The 24,657-nt window shown below is 36.3% G+C and carries 23 protein-coding genes; 20 read left to right on the plus strand and 3 right to left on the minus strand.

Annotated elements, in window-relative coordinates; translation table 11 throughout:
* The 16 genes from WCV66_RS16565 to WCV66_RS16635 all read left to right on the plus strand — a co-directional run bounded on the left by WCV66_RS16565 (position 1) and on the right by WCV66_RS16635 (position 16,544).
* Positions 1 to 909, plus strand: coding sequence for a carbohydrate ABC transporter permease (locus WCV66_RS16565; RefSeq protein WP_338786144.1), 909 nt, complete (start codon positions 1 to 3; stop codon positions 907 to 909).
* Positions 910 to 1,122: 213 nt separating this feature from the next.
* Entirely contained in the window at positions 1,123 to 2,724 is a 1,602-nt protein-coding gene (locus tag WCV66_RS16570; RefSeq protein WP_066332999.1) for an extracellular solute-binding protein, read from the plus strand.
* A 222-nt stretch (positions 2,725 to 2,946) separates the two neighbouring features.
* Complete coding sequence (locus WCV66_RS16575; RefSeq protein ID WP_338786146.1) at positions 2,947 to 3,915, plus strand: Gfo/Idh/MocA family oxidoreductase; 969 nt, start codon at positions 2,947 to 2,949, stop codon at positions 3,913 to 3,915.
* Positions 3,916 to 3,948: 33 nt separating this feature from the next.
* Complete coding sequence (locus tag WCV66_RS16580; protein ID WP_338786147.1) at positions 3,949 to 4,818, plus strand: sugar phosphate isomerase/epimerase; 870 nt, start codon at positions 3,949 to 3,951, stop codon at positions 4,816 to 4,818.
* Between the two features lie 127 nt (positions 4,819 to 4,945).
* Positions 4,946 to 5,995, plus strand: a complete 1,050-nt coding sequence (locus tag WCV66_RS16585; RefSeq protein WP_066333009.1) for an oxidoreductase — start codon at positions 4,946 to 4,948, stop codon at positions 5,993 to 5,995.
* Positions 5,996 to 6,033: 38 nt separating this feature from the next.
* Positions 6,034 to 6,867 carry a sugar phosphate isomerase/epimerase family protein gene (locus WCV66_RS16590; protein WP_185653381.1) on the plus strand — a complete coding sequence of 278 codons (834 nt, stop codon included), beginning with the start codon at positions 6,034 to 6,036 and terminating at the stop codon, positions 6,865 to 6,867.
* A 43-nt stretch (positions 6,868 to 6,910) separates the two neighbouring features.
* A complete protein-coding gene (locus WCV66_RS16595; protein WP_338786148.1) occupies positions 6,911 to 8,668 on the plus strand; it encodes a glycoside hydrolase family 2 protein in 1,758 nt (585 codons plus the stop codon).
* Between the two features lie 55 nt (positions 8,669 to 8,723).
* Positions 8,724 to 9,140 (plus strand): hypothetical protein, encoded by a 417-nt coding sequence (locus tag WCV66_RS16600; protein WP_338786149.1) that lies wholly within the window; start codon positions 8,724 to 8,726, stop codon positions 9,138 to 9,140.
* Positions 9,140 to 9,532 carry a GH116 family glycosyl hydrolase gene (locus WCV66_RS16605; protein ID WP_338786150.1) on the plus strand — a complete coding sequence of 131 codons (393 nt, stop codon included), beginning with the start codon at positions 9,140 to 9,142 and terminating at the stop codon, positions 9,530 to 9,532. The genes WCV66_RS16600 and WCV66_RS16605 overlap by 1 nt, the downstream gene beginning before the upstream one ends.
* Positions 9,533 to 9,963: 431 nt before the next feature.
* Positions 9,964 to 10,974 carry an enolase C-terminal domain-like protein gene (locus WCV66_RS16610; protein ID WP_338786151.1) on the plus strand — a complete coding sequence of 337 codons (1,011 nt, stop codon included), beginning with the start codon at positions 9,964 to 9,966 and terminating at the stop codon, positions 10,972 to 10,974.
* Positions 10,975 to 11,565: 591 nt separating this feature from the next.
* Positions 11,566 to 11,754: an IS3 family transposase gene (locus WCV66_RS26850; RefSeq protein ID WP_413789676.1), complete on the plus strand. Its 189-nt coding sequence runs from the start codon at positions 11,566 to 11,568 to the stop codon at positions 11,752 to 11,754.
* A 216-nt stretch (positions 11,755 to 11,970) separates the two neighbouring features.
* Complete coding sequence (locus WCV66_RS16615; RefSeq protein WP_338786152.1) at positions 11,971 to 12,453, plus strand: NUDIX hydrolase; 483 nt, start codon at positions 11,971 to 11,973, stop codon at positions 12,451 to 12,453.
* Positions 12,454 to 12,773: 320 nt separating this feature from the next.
* Positions 12,774 to 13,316 carry a histidine phosphatase family protein gene (locus tag WCV66_RS16620; protein WP_338786153.1) on the plus strand — a complete coding sequence of 181 codons (543 nt, stop codon included), beginning with the start codon at positions 12,774 to 12,776 and terminating at the stop codon, positions 13,314 to 13,316.
* A gap of 196 nt (positions 13,317 to 13,512) precedes the next feature.
* A complete protein-coding gene (locus WCV66_RS16625; protein WP_338786154.1) occupies positions 13,513 to 14,448 on the plus strand; it encodes a phosphotransferase in 936 nt (311 codons plus the stop codon).
* Between the two features lie 480 nt (positions 14,449 to 14,928).
* The gene (locus WCV66_RS16630; RefSeq protein WP_338786155.1) at positions 14,929 to 15,345 is read left to right on the plus strand and encodes a MarR family winged helix-turn-helix transcriptional regulator; all 417 of its coding nucleotides are present in this window, start codon (positions 14,929 to 14,931) and stop codon (positions 15,343 to 15,345) included.
* 8 nt (positions 15,346 to 15,353) lie between these two features.
* Positions 15,354 to 16,544, plus strand: coding sequence for an MFS transporter (locus WCV66_RS16635; protein WP_338786156.1), 1,191 nt, complete (start codon positions 15,354 to 15,356; stop codon positions 16,542 to 16,544).
* A 256-nt stretch (positions 16,545 to 16,800) separates the two neighbouring features.
* On the opposite strand, the gene WCV66_RS16640 is transcribed toward WCV66_RS16635, so the two are convergent.
* A complete protein-coding gene (locus WCV66_RS16640) occupies positions 16,801 to 17,208 on the minus strand; it encodes a CBO0543 family protein (RefSeq protein WP_185653376.1) in 408 nt (135 codons plus the stop codon).
* A 708-nt stretch (positions 17,209 to 17,916) separates the two neighbouring features.
* Positions 17,917 to 19,137: a sugar efflux transporter gene (locus tag WCV66_RS16645; protein ID WP_338786157.1), complete on the minus strand. Its 1,221-nt coding sequence runs from the start codon at positions 19,135 to 19,137 to the stop codon at positions 17,917 to 17,919.
* Between the two features lie 447 nt (positions 19,138 to 19,584).
* On the opposite strand from WCV66_RS16645, the gene WCV66_RS16650 reads away from it, so the two are divergent.
* The 3 genes from WCV66_RS16650 to WCV66_RS16660 all read left to right on the plus strand — a co-directional run bounded on the left by WCV66_RS16650 (position 19,585) and on the right by WCV66_RS16660 (position 22,436).
* Positions 19,585 to 20,592, plus strand: coding sequence for a DnaD domain protein (locus tag WCV66_RS16650; RefSeq protein WP_338786158.1), 1,008 nt, complete (start codon positions 19,585 to 19,587; stop codon positions 20,590 to 20,592).
* Positions 20,592 to 21,854 carry a replicative DNA helicase gene (locus WCV66_RS16655; RefSeq protein WP_338786159.1) on the plus strand — a complete coding sequence of 421 codons (1,263 nt, stop codon included), beginning with the start codon at positions 20,592 to 20,594 and terminating at the stop codon, positions 21,852 to 21,854. Before WCV66_RS16650 ends, WCV66_RS16655 begins: the two co-directional genes overlap by 1 nt.
* 156 nt (positions 21,855 to 22,010) lie before the next feature.
* Positions 22,011 to 22,436: a hypothetical protein gene (locus tag WCV66_RS16660; RefSeq protein WP_338786160.1), complete on the plus strand. Its 426-nt coding sequence runs from the start codon at positions 22,011 to 22,013 to the stop codon at positions 22,434 to 22,436.
* Positions 22,437 to 22,692: 256 nt separating this feature from the next.
* On the opposite strand, the gene WCV66_RS16665 is transcribed toward WCV66_RS16660, so the two are convergent.
* Complete coding sequence (locus WCV66_RS16665) at positions 22,693 to 23,547, minus strand: DegV family protein (RefSeq protein ID WP_338786161.1); 855 nt, start codon at positions 23,545 to 23,547, stop codon at positions 22,693 to 22,695.
* Between the two features lie 946 nt (positions 23,548 to 24,493).
* Here WCV66_RS16665 and WCV66_RS16670 point away from each other — a divergent pair.
* Entirely contained in the window at positions 24,494 to 24,655 is a 162-nt protein-coding gene (locus WCV66_RS16670; RefSeq protein ID WP_338786162.1) for a hypothetical protein, read from the plus strand.
* The last annotated feature ends 2 nt before the right edge of the window (positions 24,656 to 24,657 follow it).

The following is a 24,657-nucleotide window of genomic DNA, read 5'->3' on the forward strand; positions in this document are numbered from 1 at the left end:
ATGACTGCGATTAGAGAAAGTCGAACAGATCTTATTTTTAAGTATTTTGTTTATTGCTTTCTATTTGTGATATTGATATTAATTCTTTACCCATTAATCTATATTGTAAGCGCTTCAATAAGTGATCCAACCCTAGTCAATCAAGGTAAGATGTGGCTTTTGCCCAAGGGGATTACCTTTGTAGGATATAAGCTACTTTTTCAATACGATGAGATTTGGATTGGTTATCGAAATACAATTTTTTATACCTTGTTAGGTGTGGCAATTAACCTATTTGTCACATTGCCAGCTGCATATGCTTTATCCCGAAAAAAGTTGGTTGGTCGCAATTTTTTTATGATGATGTTTGTATTTACAATGTTTTTCAGTGGCGGTCTGATCCCCTCATATTTGCTAGTTAAAAATCTTGGGATGATTAACACTGTATGGGCATTGGTTATTCCCAATGCAGCTTCGATTTGGAATATTATTTTATGTCGAACGTTTTTCCAAGTGACGATTCCTAAAGAATTAGAAGATGCAGCAAGTATTGACGGTTGTACGAATACAAAGCTGTTCTTTAAAATCGTGCTACCATTATCAATGCCTATTATTGCAGTGATGGCATTATTTTACGGTGTCGGACATTGGAATGAGTACTTTAGTTCTTTGATCTACTTAAATGATGAAGCTAAGTATCCGTTGCAAATGGTCTTGAGAAAAATTCTTGTCCTGCAAGAAATCTCCACTGAAACAATGGATCCAGCGATGGCCATTGCCAATGCAGAGGTGATTAACCAAAAAGCAGACCTTTCAGCAGTTTTAAAATACGCGGTCATCCTTGTTTCAACTCTACCAATGTTAATCGCTTACCCTTTCTTGCAAAGATACTTTGTCAAAGGGGTCATGATTGGTTCAATCAAGGGGTGATTTTGCATTTTCTGCTACTTGAAAGGAGGGGGGACAAAAGGTTTTTCGGTGAGTAGTTATTAAAATAAAAGGCTTTGTTAAACTTAGCTGTTGATATCCGCTGCAGGTGCTCTCTTTCCGCTCCAATCAACTGTGTGGCAAAATCAACAATAACCTTTAACATTGCTAAATAAGAAATCTATTTTCTAATCACATAGAGGGGAGTTTTATTTAATGAAAAAGAAGGTACCAATGTTCCTGATGACAACCATGTTAATGTCAAGCGTTTTATTTGGGTGTAACTCTAATGAGACTAGCAAAGAATCGTCAAAAAACAATCCTAAAGTATCGGTAAATGAAAGTGGTTTTCCTATCGTTGATGACAAGATTACATTAACCATGGTCGGCCCTCATGTGGGAAAAGGGGAATGGAAAGAAAGAGAATATTTCATAGAAATAGAGAAATTAACAAACATAGGATTTAAGTTTCAAACACCTCCACGCGATGACTTTCCAACAAAGAAGCAATTATTATTAGCCAGTGGGGATTTACCTGATATTTTCTATGCATCTGATATCAATCATCAGGAACAGATAAAATACGGTGGCAATGGAATTCTTATTCCACTAGAAGATTTGATAGATAAGTACGCGCCAAATATCAAAAAATTGCTGGAAGAAAGACCTGAAGTTAAGAAAGCAATTACGGCACCTGATGGACATATTTATGCATTACCATCAGTTGATGATCAACCATCCTATTGGCATATGTGGTACAACGGAGAATGGTTAAAAAATCTTGGTGTAACAGAATTACCGAAAACGATTGATGATTTTTATACCCTTCTTAAACGATTTAAAACTGAAGATCCAAATCAAAATGGAAAAGCAGATGAACTCCCTTTAAGTAATCATGGTGGTGTTGGAGAACTTGACTCCTATTTACTTGCTGCCTTTGGGTTAACAGGCAGCGGCATATCACTCAATAATGGCAAAGTTGAATACAGTCCAGTTCAGCCCGGCTATAAGGCCTATTTGGAATTTATGAATAAACTTTGGGAAGAAGATCTATTTGATCATGAATCGTTTTCACAAACGAATCCTCAAAAAAAGGCAAAAGGACATGAAAATTTAATTGGTGTTTTTGCAGACGCACATCCAGCTTTTGTGCTTGGAGGTTCCACTGAAAGTACAGATAACCCAGTGTTTCACCCTTTGACAAGCGACTTAACGGATCAACCGATTGTTCCTGAATCAACCGGAATTGGTGGTGGAACTTTTGCTATTACAAAGGAAAATGAAAATCCGGAAGCAACAATAAGATGGGTTGATTATTCTTATTCAAAAGAAGGTGCTGATCTTCTTCATAATGGTGTGGAAGGCACCTATTGGGAATGGAAAGACGAAAATAAAAAGGAGGTAAGGTTAATAAAGGATGCTCCTGAAGGCTTTGATAGCCCAGAGGATTTTCGCTCTTCCATCTCTCCAGATTGGGGGATTGGCGTTCCAATTCGAAGATTTGCACAAGATCAATTAGGTTGGAAATGGGGAAATGACAAATTCGGTGAATGGTTACGTGAAGAAGATAAGAAAAAATTGATCCCATTTGAAACTCCAATCTACCCAGGTGTTTATTTTGAAGATGATGAATTGAAAACGATTACCCGTATCGAACGAGATTTAAAAACATACGTCGATCAAATGAAAGCAAAATTTATTACGGGTGAAGCTCCATTATCTGAGTGGGATGAATATGTCAAAACTATTGAAGAGATGGATCTAAATAAGCTTGTTGAAATTTACGAGAAGGCATATGAACGTTATCAACAGAATTGAACATGGGTTTAAGTATAGGATAAAGCCCATTGGTTTATTTTTATCTTTATCTTATTTTATAAAATGTGTTGTTCGAGAATAAAAGTTTCCTATAAATACAAAGCTTTGCATACTATCAAAAAGGACAACTCTTGTATCAATCCTCTTTTAAAAAAACACGACTCTTTAATAGGTGGATGACAAGAAGTTGATTTAAATTAATGACAAGGGAGAGAGTAATCGATGAGTAAAATTCGTATTGGATTTATCGGAACGGGTGGTATAGCCCACCTTCATGCTGGGCAGTTATTGGAACTAGAAAACGTGGAAATAAGTGCAATCACAGATGTAAGTCCTGATGCTAGGGAACGATTTATTACAAAATATGGGCTTCTGAATACGAGACAATTTTCTGAGTATCACGACATGCTGGAGCAAGCGAATCTTGATGCAGTTGTCATATGTTCTCCGCATACCTTGCATTTTCAACAAGCAACAGATGTCCTGAATAAAGGACTTCACGTCTTAATTGAGAAGCCGATGACGTGTTCATCAACAGAGGCCAAGGAATTAATTGAAAGCGCTAAACAATCGGGTAAGGTCATGCAAGTATCCTATCAGCGTCACTTTCAGCCTGAATTTATTTATATCCGTGATGCGATTGCAAATGGAGAAATAGGGAAACTAACTTCAATCACTGCGTCGTTATATCAGCAATGGTGGAGAGGCCAGAGACAGAACATTTCATGGCGACAAGTCCCGAATTTATCAGGTGGTGGTTTTTTGATGGACTCAGGTAGCCATATTATTGATGTTCTGCTATGGACATCAGGATTAACACCAGTAGAAGTGAAATCTCAAGTTTCTAACCAGGGAGCTCCAGTAGAAATAGATACGTTTACCTCTATTCGCTTTGAGGAAGGGGCAGTGGCTGGATTGAACCTCGTAGGAAGTGCTCCAATATGGCATGAAACCTATGCATTTTGCGGTGAGAATGGTGGGATTTTCTATGACAATGGCAAGATCACGTTGCATCTTTCAAGTCAGGAGCCGATCGTTCCAGAATTACCAATACAAACAACCAATCAAGATAAAAGCTTTATCGATGCAATACTAGGAAAACACGAAGTAAAAGTACCGGGGGAATTTGCATTAAAAGTGGTCAATCTTTCAGAAATGGTTTATGAAGCTGCAGGCTATAAACCCTACTAAGCAATGAATTTAAAAAGAGGAGGAACTACCGCAATGATTTTTAATATCGGAATGCGCATACCACCTAAAATTGGTGCAGAAGGAATTGAAAAGGTAGCGTCATGGGCTGCTCAGGTTGGATTAAATACACTAGATGTCCCGCGTTTAACACCTGAAGTAAAGAATGCATGTCAAAAAGCTGGTATTGAAATCGGTTCTGTCGATGCAGGAAGCGGGGCTCGTCTATTAAGTCGAGATGAGAAAAGGCAAGCAAATGCTGTAGAAGCGTTAAAAATGCAGATAACAGAAATATCCCAATTAGGAGGACGCGTGTTATTCATGTGTCTAGTACCTGAGGATCATACAATGCCACGTAAGGAAGGGTTTGCTATTTGGAAAGAAACATTTCCTGATATTGTAAAGCATGCTGAGCAAACTGGAATCTATATTGCTATTGAAGGCTGGCCTGGTCCAGCACCGCATTATCCAACAATCGGTTGTACACCTGAAATGTTGAGAGCTATGTTTGATGCGATACCATCAAAACATTTCGGTATGACCTACGATCCCTCACATCTCGTACGTTTAGGGATTGATTATGTGAGAGTTCTAAATGAATTCGGTGAAAGAATTAATCACTGTCATGGAAAGGACACCGAAATTCTTCATGATGAGCTATATGAATGCGGCGTTATTCAGACTACCTTTGGCGAAAAGTATGGATTTTCTGAAGGCTCTTGGCGCTATACGATTCCCGGACATGGTGAGGTAGACTGGGGAAAGGTGGCTGTTCGATTAGAACGTCTCGGCTATCACGGGGCGATCAGTATCGAGTTAGAAGATCATAGGTATTGGGGATCTTTAGAAGCGGAAAGAAAAGGGATCGTAAAAGCGAATGAACATTTAAGAAGGTACTTTAAATAGTTTCATAGATTGATAAAGCTTTTATGAAGCCGATACATCGATTTGTTAACACTTTTAGATTTTTGTATCGGCTTGTCTTTTAAGAATGAACATTTACTTCTGTATATTCATGAAAAAGGAGAATGATATGAACAAAAAGGTCCGTATCGGTATGATCGGCTATGGTTTCGCAGCTAGGACGTTTCATGCTCCAGTTATATCTGCGATTCCTAATTTGGAATTAAGGAAAATCGTCCAGAGAAACGGGAAAAGTGATAAGGAACGCTATCCTTCGGTGGAATTCGTTAATAATATTCGGGATCTATATCAAGATAAAGAGATAGATCTGATTGTTGTCACGACCCCAAGTACTGACCACTTTACATTTGTTAAAGATGCATTGTTAGCAGGTAAGCATGTCGTTGTTGAGAAGCCATTTACTACAACGACTGCTGAAGCAGATCAATTAATTGCCTTAGCGAGAAAAATGAACAAGGTGCTTAGTGTATTTCATAATCGTAGATGGGATGGCGATTTCCTGACCATTCAACATCTGATAAAAGAAAACATACTAGGCCAGATTTACGATGTTGAATTCCGTTGGGATAGGTTTAGTCCAATGGCGAACACAAACTGGAGAGAAAGCAGTTCCATTGGGTCAGGTCAGCTTTATGATTTAGGTGTCCATTTTCTTGATCAAGCCCTTTGTCTGTTTGGCAAGCCAAATACGATTCGGGCCGAAATTCGCACGTTGCGGCCAAATACCCAAGCAGATGATTATTTCGATGTTACGTTAGGTTATAAAAACGGATTAAGTCTAAGGTTGAAATCTTCTTTGCTTGCTCGTGAACCTGGTCCGCGGTATTCGCTTCATGGAACAAAAGGATCTTTTGTTAAGTACGGAATAGATCCACAAGAGGAATTATTAAAAAAGGGACTAACTCCTGATTCTCCGGGGTGGGGAAATGAACCAAAGGAATGGTGGGGGAAACTAAATACGAATGTTAATAAGCTACATATTGAAGGTCGTATTGAAACGATTCCAGGATCTTACCAATCATTCTATCAAAATATTTATGAACATATTGTGGATCATAATGAACTTGCGGTCAAGCCAGAAGAAGCTCGTTTAGCTATCTACTTGATCGAAATGGCAATACAGAGTCATTTGGAAAAGAGAACTTTGGAAGTAATTTGATAGCAATAATAGTGTTATTTGGAAGGAGAGTATAATCGATGGTTCATTTTAAACTAGCATTGAATACGTCAACTTTGTTTCCATTTAGATTGGATGTTAAAGAACAGGTAACTGTGGCTGCTGAAGCAGGTTACGATGGCATAGAACTATGGGTTAAAGATATTGATCAATATCTTAAAACTGGAGGTTCAATCAGAGAACTAAGAACTTTTATAGAAGATCGCGGTATTTCAGTTGTAAATGCCATTACATTTTTTAAGTGGTCTGATGCTGATGAGCGAATTCGTAAAGAGGGGCTGGGTCAAGCTGAAAGAGAGATTTCATTACTAAAGGAACTCGGATGCCATGCTGTCGCAGCTCCACCGAGTGGAAATGTAGAGGGTGTTACATTAGAGACGATGGCGAGCCATTTTTCTCAATTAACGAATCTGGCACGAGGTATTGGAGTTGAACCATACCTTGAATTTTGGGGGAAATCGCAGAGACTCTCCAAATTGAATGAAGCCGTTTTTGTAGCCATGGAAAGTGGAATTAAAGATGTCAAAATATTATTAGATCCTTTCCATATGTATACAGGGGGAAGCAGTATTGAAAATGTGTCCTATTTGAATCCAAAAAACATAGGGATCGTCCATGTCAATGATTATCCATTTTCTCCACCTAGGGAACATATTGCTGACCATGATCGTGTGTTCCCAGGTGATGGGATTGCACCAAATAAAAAGCTTGCAAATCTCTTAAATCAAATTGGTTATCGTGGCTATTTATCATTGGAGTTGTTTATTGAAGACTTCGGAAATCAAACGCCAATAGAAGTGGCGTCCCTTGGGATTGAAAAAATCAAAAAAGCGTACTTTATAGAAGGCTCATAATTGTATAAATGTTCAATTAAAATAGCAATGTATGGAGGTATGTATGAGTTATCGAAATGAATATCCGCGACCGCAGTTTGTAAGGAATACATGGTTAAATCTAAATGGAGAATGGCAATTTGCATTTGATCATGGAAAGAGTGGAATTGAACGTGAACTATATAAACATGGTTCTTTTAATGAAAAGATTCAAGTGCCTTTTTGTCCAGAGAGCAAGCTTTCAGGGATTGGTTATACCGATTTTATGGCTGCCGTCTGGTATAAGAGAAGCGTCCGAGTGCCAAAGGGTTGGCTAGAACAGCGAACAATCTTGCATTTTGGAGCCGTTGACTACCATGCACATGTTTGGGTAAATGGGAAAAAGGCCGGTGAGCATAAGGGCGGCTATACTCCTTTCTCTTTTGATATCACAGATTTACTAGATGGTGAGGAAGCAACGATCGTGGTTTATGTAGAGGATGACAATCGCTCCGGACTACAGCCCCGAGGGAAGCAAAGTGAAGGGTATTATTCAGCTGGTTGTGATTATACGAGAACAACAGGAATTTGGCAGACCGTCTGGATGGAATCTGTTTCATCTACATATGTTACACACGCGAAATTTAAGACGAATCCGAAGGATGGGAGTGTAGCTGTTGAGTTGTACCTAAATCAATATGACAGGGATGTAACAATTGATCTTGAAGCAACATTTAATGGGAAAATCGTTGCCGAAGAAACAGCTATAGTTGCAGGACAAAGTGTTCAATCCTTCCTTCATCTATCTGAAGTCCATCTTTGGGAACCTGGACAGCCCAATTTATACGATGTAACAATTACTCTTAAAAAGGAAGAAAATGTGATCGATCGCGTGGAAAGTTATTTCGGGGTAAGGTCTGTTTCAATCAAAAACAAAGTGATCCTTATAAATGATAAGCCGATTTTTCAACGATTGGTTTTGGATCAAGGCTTCTTTCCTGATGGAGTGTACACAGCACCGACGGATGAGCACTTAAAAAAAGACATCAAAATATCAATGGATATGGGGTTTAATGGCGCTCGCATGCATGAAAAAATCTTTGAGCCGCGATATCTTTATTGGGCTGATCAGCTAGGCTATCTCGTATGGGGAGAGCACGGAAACTGGGGACTGGATATAACGGGATCTAAAGGACTAGAACAGTTTTTACCTGAGTGGATGGAATCAATCGAACGAGACTTTAATAGCCCTGCACTAATAGGCTGGTGTCCATTTAATGAAACATGGGATCGAAATGGAACCCGCCAAAATGATCAGGTGCTCCGTATAACGTATGAAGTGACAAAACGGTTAGATCCAACACGCCCAGTCATTGATACGAGTGGTAATTTCCATGTCATAACCGATGTATTCGATATTCATGATTATGAACAGAATGTAGAAAAGTTTTCAGCAAAGTTTGAAGAGATGAGTAAAGGTGGGAATGTTTATGTGACATTTGAGGATCGTCAGCAATATGAAAATCAACCTTATTTTGTAAGTGAATATGGAGGAATATGGTGGAACCCTGACGAAAAGGATGGTTGGGGGTACGGCGAAAAGCCTCAATCAGAACATGAATTCATTGAAAGATATCAAGGGTTAACAGTAACCTTGTTGAATAACCCTTCTATTTGTGCATTCTGTTATACCCAGCTTTATGATGTTGAACAAGAGGTCAATGGATTGTATACATATCAAAGAAAAGCAAAATTTGATCCAAGCCTCATTCGAAAGATTAATAGCCAAAAAGCTGCAATTGAAAAGGATTTTGCATTTGCTGTTAATCGTTCCAAGGAATGAAAGATAAAGCCAATGACAGATGATTCATCCACATAAAAATCAGGAGTGATTAATAATGATAGGAGAGAATCTTTCCGAATTATCATTGAAACCTTTTACCACAAATGAAATAAAGCCTATAGGATGGCTTTTACGCCAACTACAAATACAGGCAGAAGGACTAAGTGGAAACCTTGATAAATTTTGGCCGGATATTAAAGAAAGTAAATGGGTTGGCGGTGATAAAGAGGGGTGGGAACGTGTTCCTTACTGGTTAGATGGTTTTATTCCTTTGGCAAATGGGGTTGGTGATCAAACTTTAGCTTTCATTTTCCCAACACTGGAACAATCGATGAGGAAAAAAGAATATTTAAACGAGGTAGAAGAAGATGGGAAAATGAATTTTCGATCATTTAAACAGTTTAAAGGATCATGGAGTGTTCATGTAGCAGCAGATGGACAAATGGGAACGATTACGCGAGTTTATAGATAATGAAATTAACTGGAAGCAGCGAATTTTTACACGAACTATGGCCATCAGTAAAGAAAACTTTGAACTATGTGTTTCTTAAATGGGATACCGATGATGATTTTGTTGATAGTGAACAACATGTTACGTATGACATCGAATTATATGGTCCAAATCCTTTAACTACTATACTTATTTTAGGTGCTGTAAAGGCGGCAGCTGAAATGGCCTTGTATCTGGGAGAGGAACATTCGGCATCTCTTTACCAGAAGATTTTTGAAAAAAGCTTTAATCAAGTAGACAAAATTCTTGGGAATCAAAGCTATTACGAACAAAAGTTAGATGATGTAAATAAGTATAAATATCAACATGGACAAGGGTGTCTTTCCGATATCAATTGTTTGGTCAACAATTAGCACATTTTTATAGTCTAGGGTACCTTTTGCCAAAAGATCATGTAAAAAGTGCGATTACATAGTAAAAAAAAGCAAATGAAATTTAGCACTGTCATCAATAAAGATGAATTTTAATGTTTTTGGAGTACAGGGATAGCATGGGGGACATATGAGCAGAAAAAAATCGAGAAACAGGTAAATATGAAGTCGAAGTTAATGTTCTTTACTGTGATGCATCCGGAGTGAGAGTCAGTGCATGTGGGCAAGAGATTGTATTGTAGACTTTTCAACAGTCTCTTAGTGTAGAAAGGGGATAAATTAATGGACTTATCAAATATTTCAACAAAAAAATTGAAAAGATTGAGTGGTGTAAATTACCAGGAAAAAGAAATCGAGCTGCGGGTAGTAACGCTAGGCTTGGAGTACACGGTGATAACGTTCCACTAGATTTAGTGCGTGTCACAATTGATGGCAAACAAGGTTTTGGTTGGTCTCGAATAAAAGAAAATAGAGGTAAAGAACTATTAGGAACGACAGTCAAAGAATTATTTAGAAGTAATGGTGAAGTGAGCGAGCATTACTATGATATAGAGTTCCCATTGTTAGATTGGCTTGGAAATGAGCAAGGAAAGCCTGTTTATGAACTTCTGTTAGGCAATACAGATGAAAAAATTAGTATTCCATGCTATGATACTTCGTTATATTTCGATGATCTCCATTTAGAAAATGATAGTGATGCAGTTGAACTTATTAAATCAGAAGCTTTGGCTGGTTGGGCGTTAGGTCACAGAGCTTTCAAAATTAAAGTTGGGCGTGGAGCTATGCACATGCCTCTAATCAAGGGTACAAATCGTGACATATCAATAATAAAAGGGGTCCGAGAAGTAATCGGACCAGATGCAAAGATAATGATTGATGCTAACAATGGATACAACTTAAATATAACAAAAGAAGTTCTTTCAAAAACGGCAGATTCTAACATTTATTGGATAGAAGAACCATTCCATGAAGATCCTGAATTTCTTAACAACTTGAAGTACTGGATTAAAAAAGAAGGTTTAAATGTAATGGTTACCGACGGTGAGGGAAATGCTGCTCCTCAAATCGTTGATTGGGCCAAAGAGGGTAAAATTGATGCTATTCAATATGATATTCTACATTTTGGATTCCATAAATGGAAATATCTCGGTAAAGATCTTGACGAAGCAAATGTAAAGACAGCTCCTCACAACTATGGATGTGTGTATGGAAACTTTGCTTTAGGGCACCTGGCACCTCTCATTAAAGGGTTTTTGTTTATAGAGTGGGATGAAGTGAAAATTGAAGGGTTAGATGGATCTGATTACGTAATCAATAATGGCTATGTTGAAGTTCCTAAGAAACCAGGTTTTGGACTTGAACTTGATGAACCTTTCTACTCATTATTAGTAGAAGAAGAAGGATGGTCTGTTCAAGATATTTAAAGAGTTTAATTCGAAAAATGAATGTAATTTAAAGATTAATATTTGCAGCAAGTTTTGCAAACAAGCTGATCCATAAATTTACTTAGCGGCACATCGATTAAAAGCTATAGTGAAATTGGACATGAAAATAATATTTCAGTTCTTGTAAACAATTTTTGAAAAGTTTATTTTTTTAGTGAAGATGGAGGATCTATCTTTGATGGAAATGCACAAGCGTCCTACAAGCCAATGACCTCACCACCAAATGAAGAATCCATTCGAAAATGTGTTACATCGAGAATTTCAAGTAGACGAAGAGATGTCTGTATTGGTCAGTGACTTGATTTATGTCAAAGTAGGTAAGCATTGTAACTACGTCTGTTTTTTAATAGATTTATATAATAGAGAAATAGTTGGTTACGGTGCTGGAAAGCACAAAGACGCAGCTCTGGTTCAGTGTACCTTCGCATCGGTCAAACGTCCTTTAGGAAATGTGAAGATATTTCATCAGATTGTGGATCTGAATTTAAGAACGTTGATATTGATGAATTATTGAGTGAATATCAGATTAAACGCTCTCTGAGCAATAAAGGAAATCCTTATGATAATGCAGTGGCAGAAGCGACATTTAAGATACTAAAAACAGAATTAATTAACGGAACGCAGTTTAGCACCCTTGAACAACTCGCTCTTGAACTTTTCGATTATGTTAATTGGTACAATAATATCCGATCGCACAGCACACTTGACTACTTAAGTCCGGTGGCTTATCGAAACTTTGCCCTTAAAAAACTTGTTTGATTTAGTGTTGACATACCAGTTTGTTAAATGATGATATTCTACGATCAGGCGCATTTCATAATTTGAAATGTGCTTTTTAAGATTTTAAGAAAATTAGATTGTATTAAAAAGTATTAGAAGTGTGTTTAAGACTAAACTTAGGCTAGTACAGGAAGGTAATTAATTATCCAAACTAGAAATATATATTTATCTAATAGATATTTAGGAGGTTAATTTATGAACTATATATCCGAATTAAGGAAATTAATCGGTAACCACCCTATTATTAGTGTTGGTGCAACTGTCCTTGTAGTAAATGAGAAAAAGGAAGTTCTCTTCCAACTTCGTTCAGATACTTATGATTGGGGACTTCCTGGCGGTTCAATGGAACTAAGGGAAACCTTAGAAGAAGCTGCTTCTCGTGAATTAAAAGAAGAAACAGGTCTTGAAGCTAAGACCTTTGAATTAATAAAAGTATTTTCAGGTCCTCAATATTATTTTCGTTATCCAAATGGGGATGAAACATATAGTGTAATTAACCTATACCGTGCTATAGATGTTAGTGGGAAAATTGAAATGAATGATGGAGAAAGTATAAGTCTTGAATATTTTAGTAGAGATAATGTGCCAAAAAATCTTGAAAAAAGGGCAAAAGCTCTAATTGATACTATAGGAGATTACTTTTGGGAATTAGATTCATCATTTAGTACAAGTAAATAGACCAGGGAAGGAGGAATTAAGTAGAATACATTAAATATATAAGAAATATGGTCGGAAATAATTATGTCATTTTAGTTGCAGCAGGTGCAATAGTTAGACTGTTTATGAAAAGATTGAAGTGTTAAAAAGCTCAAGGTTTAGAGGTGATAATGAGGTAATAATAACGAAAAGCGAAAAAAATAGTATCTATTCATATGAAATTAGTTTTCTAAGGGAGATTCATTAAAATTAGAATATTTAAAGGAAAGCATTGAACACGCTGAGGCATTGATTCAAATTCATTCGTCATAATATCTTTATATATATTATTGGAGTGGTTTATGTTGAAGAAAATTTATGTTATAAGGCATTGTGAAGCAGAGGGACAGTCACCTGAAGCGCAACTTACAGATAGAGGACTTGAACAAGCTTTAGATTTATCTGAGTTCTTTTCAAATATTAAAATTGACCGTATTATTTCAAGTCCATATAAACGTGCAATTGATTCTATATATCCACTTGCAAAGAGATTAAATATAGACGTTGAGATTGATAGAAAATTGACAGAACGTAATCTGAGCATCAAAAATCTTTCTGATTGGTTTGAAAAACTAAGAAGTACATTTGTTGATTTAGAACTAAAATTTGAAGGCGGAGAGTCAAGTCGAGAGGCGATGAAACGAATTGTTGAGGTTGTAGAAGAAGCCCATAGCAGAAACAATAATAATATAGTCATTGTTACACATGGAAATTTAATGTCCTTACTTTTAATGTATTTTAACAAAGATTTTGGGTTCGATGATTGGAAAAGTCTTAGTAATCCTGACGTATTTCTCTTAATAAACGAAAGTAATAAGGTAACTTTTCAACGAATATGGAAATAAAAAGGATACACATTAGGCAGAATTGTGAAGTTTTATGCTTTAACGAAAGGGTGTTATTCTTCAATAACGAAAGATCGTAATACATATTTAGCTAACTTGTAGGTTAATTGAAGAAAAATATTAAATAAGTAATTGAATAGTTACATTAAAAATGTCTTGGAGTAAATAATCATATAGCTTATTTAAGGAGAACTTAATGAAAGAATCAGTTGTTATGGAAGCAGAACGAATCACAGGGGATTTTTTGCAAGAAAGGGTAAAAAAATCATTTCAAATACTAGGTAAAGGAAACGTAAATAAAGTTTGCGTAGCTGAGACAGAAAACAGTAAAGTCGTCGTCCGTATGAACGATAAAGGTACATATTCGAATTTTGTTAAAGAAAATTGGTGTATCGAGCAAGCACGATCAGTTGGTATTCCAAGTCCTGAGGTTTTGTCTATTGGTATAGCTAATGATACAGCATTTATGATCCAAACCTTCGTAGATGGAGAGAACGGATTAGATAGTACAAAACCTAAGCCCGATATTTGGAGACAACTTGGCGTTTATGCCAAACTTATTCAAACAATTCAAGTTAAGGGATACGGGGAAAACTTGATTGATCCGATACATGGTGTGTTTCAGTCCCCTCCTCATGCAGGGTCAGATGGTAGTTGGCTAGGTTATGTAGATTATAATATTAACAGTCTAACTGAGAATGATCAGTTTATAGAGCTTGGAGTAATCAATCAGACTGAATCTAAAAAAATTAGAAAACTGTTCGAGGGATTGAAGAGAGAGAATTTCCGCTTTGGTTTAAATCATGGGGATGTCTCATTGAAGAATACAATCGTCAATAATGAAGGGCAGGTAGTTTTGCTAGATTGGGGAAGTGCAGAAGTAAGTGTGGTTCCCCATGGAGACATTATTGAAATAATGAAGTGTCAGATCCTTGGTGGAGGACCTAATAGTGAGGAATTTAAAGCATTTTTAGACAGCTATGGTTTAAAGGAAAAAGACGTTGCTAGTATGAGACCTTTGTTGCTGTTAAGAGCTTTCGATAAACTTAGATGGGCAATAGACCAAAGCCCTGACCTAATTGAACCCTTTGCTAAGTTTGCGAAACAAGTTGTTGACAGGACTTTGGATTAAACACATACCGTATTTTGCTTCAAAATAACTTTAATTGATGAAAAATCATATTCAACTAATGGGTGCATTACTTCAAGAAAGAGGTAATGCACTTTTTTTTACCTAAAGGTGCAGTTTAGCTTAGTAGGAATTGATAATATTCATTCAGTGGGGGCACCACTATTTAATAAATTTGTAGCATAGCTGTGTCTCAATTGATGTTATTCCTATCAAGTGTCAATATCTCCAATCCGACATCCTGTCAAAAACATAATACTCGAATAGAGATATTTCCAAAGGTGTATAACAGGCTTCACGAAGATATTCAATTTCCCTTGCTGTTAGATTGTTCTTGCAAGAAAGTAAGTTGAAACTAAATGTGATTCAATTAGTGCTTAGTTAAAGAAAATCTACTTGACATCTTTTTTTAATAAAGTTTATAATTACCCTAGGTAATGGTTATCTAAGGTAATTATTCACTAAACAAGGGAGTGAAGTTAATTGGAAGGTTTTTTTCAACGTTATTTAAGTCTGTATAGACCACTTATAACTACTTTGAATGAACTAATGAGTACGTATGAGCTTTCTTATTCTTTATGGCAAGTTATTTTTTATATAAAAAACAATGGACCTTCGACACTTGTAGATATCTCAAATCAATATAATGTAGAAAAACCGACCATTACTAGGAGGGTTCACCGTTTGGAAGAATTAAAAATTGTGAAGCAAATTCCTGGTAAGGATAGGCGAGAAAAAATTATTCAGTTAACTGAATTAGGAGAAGAGATTTTCCAAGCATGTAGAAATAAAATAACAGATTTAGAAAATAGTGTTATGGAAGGTATAGCTAAAGAAGAGCAAAATGTTGCTTTTCAAATTCTTCCTAAAATACAAAATAATATTATGAATAGAGAGTGAAATAAAAAGTGAGTAAATCTAAATTGTGGACGAAGGATTTTATCATTGTTTCCACTATCAACTTTTTCTTAACGTTAGTTTTTTATCTATTAATCGTAATCATGGGTGTTTATGCAGTAAATGAATTTAATGCTTCTACAAGTCAAGCCGGTCTTGTAACGGGGATTTTTATTATAGGAGCTTTAATCGGACGGCTATTTATCGGCCGCAGTATCGAAATAATTGGCCGTAAGAGAACGTTATTCATTGGTTTAATTCTTTTTACTTTGATGACACTTTTATATTTTGTAAATTACGGGATCATCTTCCTACTTATTAACCGATTCTTACATGGTATTACACTAGGTATGGCTAGCACAGCAACAGGAACCATTGTAGCTCAGATTATCCCGACAAATCGAAAAGGAGAAGGTATAGGTTATTACAGCATGAGTGCGACATTGGCTACTGCAATCGGTCCATTCATTGGATTATATATGAGCCAAAATACAAGTTCTCAAATGATTTTTAGTGTTTGCCTCGCTTTAGGGATCATTAGTTTGATTACAGCATTCTTTGTGTATGTGCCGGTATTGGAAGTATCAATAAAAACAACTGAAATAAAAGGATCTAAACTTTCCAACTTTATCGAGCCAAAGGCAGTTCCAATTGCAGTAATTACTTTGGTTGTAGCCTTCTGTTACTCTAGTGTCCTTTCTTTTATTAATTTCTATGCAATTGAAATTGACCTGGTAAGTACATCAAGCTTCTTTTTTCTCATATATTCAATAGCAGTATTGATCTCACGCCCATTCACAGGTCGCTTAATGGATCTGAAAGGTGCAAACTATATTATGTATCCGGCCTTTATTTTCTTTACAGCAGGAATGCTGCTTTTAAGTTCAGCCCACAACAGCATTACTTTATTAGTATCTGGTATTCTTATTGGACTTGGATTTGGTAATATGCAATCTTGCACTCAGGCTATCGCTATTAAGTTAACTCCTTCGCATCGTATGGGACTGGCAACGTCGACATTTTTTATATTTCTAGACGCAGGACTTGGGTTTGGCCCTTATCTGCTTGGATTTATCATTCCATTCACGGGCTACAGTACCCTGTATGCTATCTTAGGTGTTGTAGTCTTGTCATCTTCTATTTTTTACTTTTTACTGCACGGCAAGAAGGAAAGTTCTAGTATAAATGCTTTAGCTCGATAATAATAAATGAGAAGGACATCTCGTATAAGGGATGTTCCTTTTTTAGTGTGCCCCTCAGTCCAAAAACTAGATGATGCCTTAAATCCTTGCCATTATTGGGTTTGGGCTTACAAGGAGGATGGATCCACGACAATTCTAAAGTGATTAAAGGACTAAAAAAGATGGGCGTGTTCAATCAATATATGGCGAATTACCCTAATGAAGAAGTGGAAGAAAATATTAAAAGCTAGGCAGGGAGTCCTAGCAAACATAAATTTTATATTGCTAAACGGTGTAACTTTTTAATAATTGACCAATTAATGAAAAGAAGTATATAGAGTAGTGGATATATTAGCATGGAATACCATAATTTCCAGCCATTATATTGGAATATACCTGTTTGAACAGCTGTCCATTCATAAGCAATTGCAAATGTACTCCATCCAAGAATATAGATTAATTGCTTTCTTAACAGACTTGTTCCTATTGGATAAAAGTTTAAAAATATAATGTTTACCGCTGGATAAATCCAGAAAACAAACCAAAGTGTTTCATTATCAACTTCAGGACTGAAATACCAATATAAATGGAACTTAAATTCTAAATAAATATCAGTTATTAATTGTAAAACTGTTGAGAATAACGAAGTTGTATACATTTCAAAATATGTCATTTTCTTGGGCATAAAGTAAATAATTAACCCAAAAATCAATACAGAAATTAATAAAAAGATAATTATACCCACCGCCTTAAATTAATTTTTACCGAAATTCTCAAAATTAATAACATGAGGGTGTGGATTTTTGGAGAAAAATACCGAATGGAAAATATACCCATAACGATACCTTGAATATCTACTTTTTCATTTTTCGCTCAAAAACGGCACAAGGTCATGGAAGTGACAACCAAGGTGAATTTGGAATCTTGACCGACCCTGTACCTAGTGATAAAGTTCCCTATTTATGAATTTTTATACCTTGTAAATACGTGTTGTAATTGAAACATACTTGAAAATACAGAATTATTATAATCTCGCATTCCACTTAAATTGCGAAGTAAGAAAGGGCGTTTTTCATAAATGAGTAAAATAAAGAAAATCTTTTGATAGCCTTTTTGTGTTTCGTTTTAAAAAGATGATTAGTTCGTTATTGTAGCAAATTAGATACAAAATGAGACAGAAAAGGAGTTGAGATGATTTGTATAAAATAGAGAATGGTGGAGTATTCACCCTGCAAAATTTATAGCCCCGGCGGCTACCGGGGCTTATTATCGTTTATTAATAGATCACTGTTAAGAGATTTAATGATCTTCTTTGTTCGTGTCTCTTTTTTGTTGGATACCAAGAGCTCTTTTTTTATTTAATAGTCCTTAGCAACCGTTAAATAATTATAATCTATACGGACCGAGATTGTTTTGTAATTACTTCTATTTTCCTTTTAGTACTTGTTCTCCAAAAGATTAGAAAAGAGAAAATCACAACTATCAGGCACACCCAATAAACATGACGAAACCCTACAAATTGGGCGATGGCGCCACCGCCAAGAGTTCCTACTAACCTTCCAATAATGGTTGCATTGTAATATATGGTTGTTGCAAGTCCTGGTGTTTTAGGTAGCAGTTCATTAAAATAACTTAGACCATTGCCCATAACAATAGCCACAAACGATGCCTGCAAAAGCTGTGCTACAATAATCTGCCAGGAATGGGTTGAGATACTTAAAATGGTGTAATAAATTATAGCGATAGAACAGCCATAAATAATCAGTGTATGGTTTGAGATCTTTTTACCAAGGGCACCTAGGACAAGCATAATCGGAATTTCCAAACCAGCACAAATACTAACCATCAATCCGATATCCCTATGCGAGCCCTGTAGCTCATTAACAATAAATAACGGCGTAATTATCAAGTTAATAGCATTGACCATAAACAGAAAGATAAAGGCGATGAACGGGTGTAAGATCTGCTTACTTTTGAGTGAAAAGGTACCTAAACTTTTGCTATTCTCGTTACTGTTTTTAACTACTTTTCGTTTCTGTAGAAAAAAGAATACAAGAGAAGCAACAGTAAGATAAATAAACACTGCCCCAAGTAAGATTCCTTCGTATCCAGAAATTCCTAAAATAAGTGTTCCTACCAATGGTCCTACTAGGAATCCGAGAGAGATAAGAGAACGTAATGTAGACATAGCGAAAGTCTTGTCATCGGATTTGCTAACATTTGCTGACTCCTGTGCGTAAGCGTAGATCTGCGGTATGGCTGGGGCAGCTAAACCATTAAAAAGGCTGACGACAATTAGCAGAATAAAGAAGTTATCAAACACTAAATACGATGCATACCCAAAAGCAGCTGAAATTGTAGCGATTATAATAATCCACTTTCGATCAAAATCGCTATCTGAATGTTTAGCAACGAGTGAGTTCACCACCACACCGCCTATTGAGCTTACCGCCATTAAAACACCAAAGGCTCCCACACTTATTCCAAAATCCTCCGTTAAATAGAGGGGCAGAAACGGCATTGTAATTGAAATTCCTATACCAACCAGTAGTAAACAAATAACCAATAAGCTATATCCCTTGATCTCAAACAGTCTTTTTAATCGAATATACAAATTTTAGACCTCCTTGGAAAATTAATGATATCTATCTTTCAACATATCTGTAATTGATTCCATTATTTCAATCATAACTGCTCCAGGTGAGATAAAAGTTGGACGAAGATTATTAACTTATTCTCTCTACGTATTAATTTCGATATCCTTATTATCCAACAAACGAGAAAGTAACCGCTATCACATTCTTCTCAAATGATTGCATAATCCTCTCACAACCATTTAAGTAAACGACTTTAACTATATTTCATATAAAAATATCGTGTCCATAGATTTCCTGTCATTAATCAATGAGGAATTTAATATGGAGAGTGATAGATATCAAACAATCATTTCGTCACAAAATATTCACAATTTTTATGTGTAACATACGCTACTCTCAACAGCACTTCTCCCTATATAGAATATGAAAAGAATATTTCTAAGAAGAAAGGGAAGTGGCTGAAGATGGCAAAATATCGAATGGTGCGTACTGAATTTTGGAAGAATCCGATTGTTTCAGAAACGATGACTCCGGAGGATAAATACTTTTACCTCTATCTACTTACGAATCCACATACGACTCAAATTGGAATCTATCGCATTACGAAAAAACAAATGGCTTTTGATTTGGGTTATACGATTGAGAGTGTTCATTCGTTAATGGAACGATTCATCGAACATCACAAATTGATTCGCTATAATCCTGTAACGAGAGAACTCGCCATTAAAAACTGGGGGAAGGATAACCTTCATAAAGGTGGGAAACCGGTTATGGATTGTATTAATTCTGAATTAAAAGAGGTCGAGGATCTCTCGCTTATTTCATATGTTTCGGAGACCATTCTTAAAGATGAAATTCGGAGCCTTTATGAATCTTTTTGTAAACAAGATCTTGAGAGGGAAGTTAGCGACCAAGATGAACATGATACATATCCAGATACCGAATATGATGAAGTTGACGATACGTTTATGCATCAAAATACGATACGTGGACAAAAAGAAAATGAAAAAGAAAAAGAAAAAGAAAAAGAAAAAGAAAAACAACAACAACAAAAAGCTTTTAACCCAAATATAGAGAATAATCCAGAAATAGAGGACCAATCACAAAATCAAAAATCGAAAGACGTCAAAGAAATGATTGAGTTTTGGGACAACAATGGATTTGGTTTTTCAAATGTGAATGCGAAACAGCAGTTGTTATCTTGGTTAGATGATTCTAGCTTTTTACAGCCGAAAGATATTTTGGTAAAAGCCATGACGATTGCCTGTGCCAATAATAAGCGAAGACTGAACTATGTTATTGGCATTCTGAAAAACTGGGAAAATGAATCGTTACTGACCGTTGAAGAGATTGATGCTTATCAGGAGGACCAAAAGCCTATACCAAAGCATAAGCAATCAACCGAGACATTTCCTGCTGGAAGAGCTATTCCAAGTGGATTTGAACTTGATCTAACGGCAGGTGAAGAGTGATGAGTATTGCTGAAAAAGCGTTCTTAGGTAGCTTGATGAAGGCGGACTATCTACTCAATGATACCGTCATTCAACCTGAACAACTTGAACGTACACAGCATAGAGAATTAATGCGCAGAATGATGGAATTAAACCGAGCAGGTAAGAATGTTGATTTAATCACATTGACAACCTTGCCAGACCTCAATTCATTAGGGGGAATGTCTTACCTTTCGGAGATGTTATCGTTTGCTGATCTTGAGAAATTTGAAGGCATAGAAAAGCTCATTCTTGATCTTTGGAAAGAACGGGAAAAGCGAAACATTTTAACAATAGCAGCCAACAATGATTGGGAGATTGCTAAGGTCATTGCCGAATTGGATAACATTACCCAAATGAAGATAGATGATCACACGTCCTTACAACAAGCCTTGTCAGATATCTATGAGGCACCATGGGAAGATCAAAAAATCTTGCAAAGTGCAACAACGGGTATCAAAAACCTCGACGAAGTGACAGGAGGATTTCAGGATGGGGAAGTGACGATTTTAGCTGCAAGACCATCAATGGGTAAAACCGACGTCGTGCTTCATTTTGCAAAAGTGACGGGTTGGACGGGGTATCTGCCTCTCGTCTTTTCCTTGGAAATGCCTGAAAAGTCGATAACCACTCGATTAATTGCTTCGACAGGGGGGTTTAACCGTACAAAAATGCGGGATCCAAAAAGAATGCTAAATGAACGTCAAAAGAATAGATGGTCGGATGTGATTGGATATCTCAATGAAACTCATATGCAAATTTTCGATGGCGCTGGACAAACGATTGCTGAGATGAGAGCGAAAACGCGAAAATTGATGAATCAATTTCCACACAAAAAACCAATCATTTTTATCGATTACTTAACACTCATCCAATCTAGTGAATCTTACGGAGGCAATTCCCATTTACAAGTAACTGAAATATCTAAATCGATCAAAGCGATGGCAAAGGATTTTAATTGTCCAGTCATTTGTTTGGCACAGTTAAATCGATCGGTGGAATCAAGAGCTAATAAACGGCCGATGATGTCAGATATTCGGGAATCAGGCAGTGTGGAACAGGACGCCGATCTCATTTTGTTCTTGTACCGAGAAGCGTATTACGACAAGGAATCTCAGGATCGAACGCTAGAAATCATCGTCTCGAAAAACCGAAATGGTCCAGTTGGAACCATCGCAGTGAATTACAACGAACATACAGGAAAGATTGAAGAACAAAAGGAACATAGGCTTACCCATGAATAACTATATGAACAAAGTCTAAAGGCGATAAAGTGAGTCTAATCAGATCTTAACAGGCAGTTAACATTAGCTACTTCTTTGCTTCTCTCGTATCTTGAGGTAGGGGTCAACTGCCCGTTAAGAATGGAATAAAAATTCTAAATCTCGAGGTGATATTACGTGATTGTGAAAGATCTTTACTTTTATGCTATACGTTTAGAAGAATCCACATTGGCCCATTACATCCACCATTTACTAGTAGAGCAGAAAATCTCATTGGATGACCACAAATCCAAAATAGACTTTGATCAAGCAGATGATCAGAAAGTAGCGTTATTAATTCAAAACAATGTATTAGGCTTTAAAAAGGTTTGCATCTACTCACTGAAGATGGACCATAATGAAGATGTCTATATCTTTGCTCACAGCGAGCAAAAGGCAATCCAATTCTATATCGAAACATTTCATCAAACCCCATTGAACTGTCAAGAATATCCGCTAGATTATGAGATTGCAAGAGGAAATGATGTGATTTCGTTTCGGGACATGAGAAAGGAAATTGAAAACTTTCCAGCTATAGCGGGGTATTTTGATAATACGTGGTGAAAAAGAGAGAAAAGAACATTATACTTATTCACCGCTTCCTTAACGCTGTTACAGAAATATTAATCAAAGCGATTTTTTTGGGTGGTGATCAGGCACCTACACTAAAAGTCAGGTGGATTACCTGACTTTTTATTTCCCTAAAAAGAGTGTCGAATAATATTTCATAAAAAATTGGTTCTCTAAAAAATTTCACGTGTAGACAGCTTACGAATAAACAGGGGGGAAACGATTAATCATTGCTCCCACCCCCGTCCCTTTATACTTCTAAACCTGCAATTCCAAAGCCCCCAGGTCCGGCATGGGTAGAAATCATAGCGCCGGCTTGAATCCATATTACATGTTTGAAGCCATATTCTTTTGCAATTTCATCCATCCGCTGTTTGATCGAATCATTAAGTCCGATTGAGTACTGAAAATATAGTTGATCTTTATTAATGTCGTATTGATTTAAAAAATCGTGTATAAGTTTTTCGGAAACGTCACTCATTTGGCCACGATATTTTTTGGTTGAAACAAGCTTTCCATTTATTAATTCGATACGGGGCTTTATTTTTAACAATGCACCACCGAGATAAGCTAGATTACTTACCCGTCCGCCTGCTTTTAAAAAATCTAAGCTGCCTGGAACGAAGGCAAGTCTTGATTTAGGAACAATCGATTCAATTTTTCCTATTAATCGAAGTGGATCAATCGTAGGTTCCTTCTCTAATAGAGATACAGCATACATGACAATAGCTGCTAAACCACCAGTAACGTTCAGAGCGTCTATAAGATAAAGGTTATCAAATTCTTCCGCTGCGATTAACGCATTTTGGAAAGAAGAAGATGCCTTTGACGTATAACCAATATGAATCATGATGCAATCAGGAAAATCCGTTTTGATCTTCGTAAAGAAGGCTTGATATTCGTATGAATTTGTTGCTGCTGTAGAGGGTATTTGCTTTGTCCGTTCATAATAGTCATAAATATCCACTACGGGTAACGAACCATCTAAATAATCCTGACCATCCATAATGACATGCATCGGTACCACTTGCACAGAATGCTTGTCAGCTAAGTCTGCTGGTAAATCTGCTCCACTCTCTGTAGATAAAATAATTCTTCTTCTCATAGAATAGCCCCCTCGTATAAAAAAGCAAAACTGTTTGTATTTATTAGCAAAATCTACTTTAACTATACATGAAAAGGGGTCTTATTGTTGAGTTATTATTCAAAATCCAAATCGAATTGAGCTTGAACAGTAGTCATACTTCTCTTTGCTAGTTTACGACATGGCCGAGTTTAAAAAAATAGGAATTACTGTGTTAGATGGTCAAAGAGATGAAATTCCTTACGGTTGAGTAGGGGGGGGGTTATTGTGTAGTTAGAAAGTGATTCCAGCAGTTGGTTAAGTCCAATGGAATTGTAGGATTTCATCTAAAAGACAAATATTAGTTTTTATAACGGTTTATTAAGGGAAGTTAACAGTCTATTTACAATTAAGTGAATGTACAATGGTTCGACATATTTTTAAAAATCACTTGTTATAATGACATTTGAAAGGAGCTGACATCCACTAAATAGAAATAATTGAAAACGCTTTAATACCCTCCGCTGATTGCCCCGTAGGTTATGGATCAGCATTAAGCAGCAAGTACCCTCACTACTTTTTGAAGGTAGTTAGGATTAATTTTTAAAAAATCCAAGTTAAAACGCTATGAGGAGGAATCATGATCGAGATTTTCCTTTATATTGGTACATATTTATCGGGTGCTCTTGCTCTGGGCTGGTTGATTACAATCGCATTCAATTTGTTTAGTGAATAGGTTAATAGTCGCTAATAAAGGTAAATAATTGATGAAAATATATTGGATAAGAAAAAGAAATGTTTTCATCGAAGGAAGTTTTAAATGATCCCAGAGATAACAAACAGAGAATCGATAAAGAGATACGTTACGAATCTGTTTTTATATACTTAATAAATAAAGCCAGATTATTCAAGAAACGGTTAATTGATTTTGAGGTGGTTCGTTCTTAAAAATTCTTCAGTTAATCTTACTATCTAGGGAGGAATTGATATGTGGATTTTAACCCTTTTTTTACAAGACAGCATAAAAATGTTTGAGTATGACAATAAGGATGAAGCCAGAGTAGAGTTTGAAAAAGCAGATGAACGTAAGGTTCTCTCTGAAATTATCCATTATAAGGATTTTGAAAAAAGTGGGAAGTTAAAAAGGTGAAG

Origin of the sequence: Metabacillus rhizosphaerae (genome assembly GCF_037201795.1) — a bacterium.
Lineage (GTDB): Bacteria > Bacillota > Bacilli > Bacillales > Bacillaceae > Metabacillus > Metabacillus rhizosphaerae.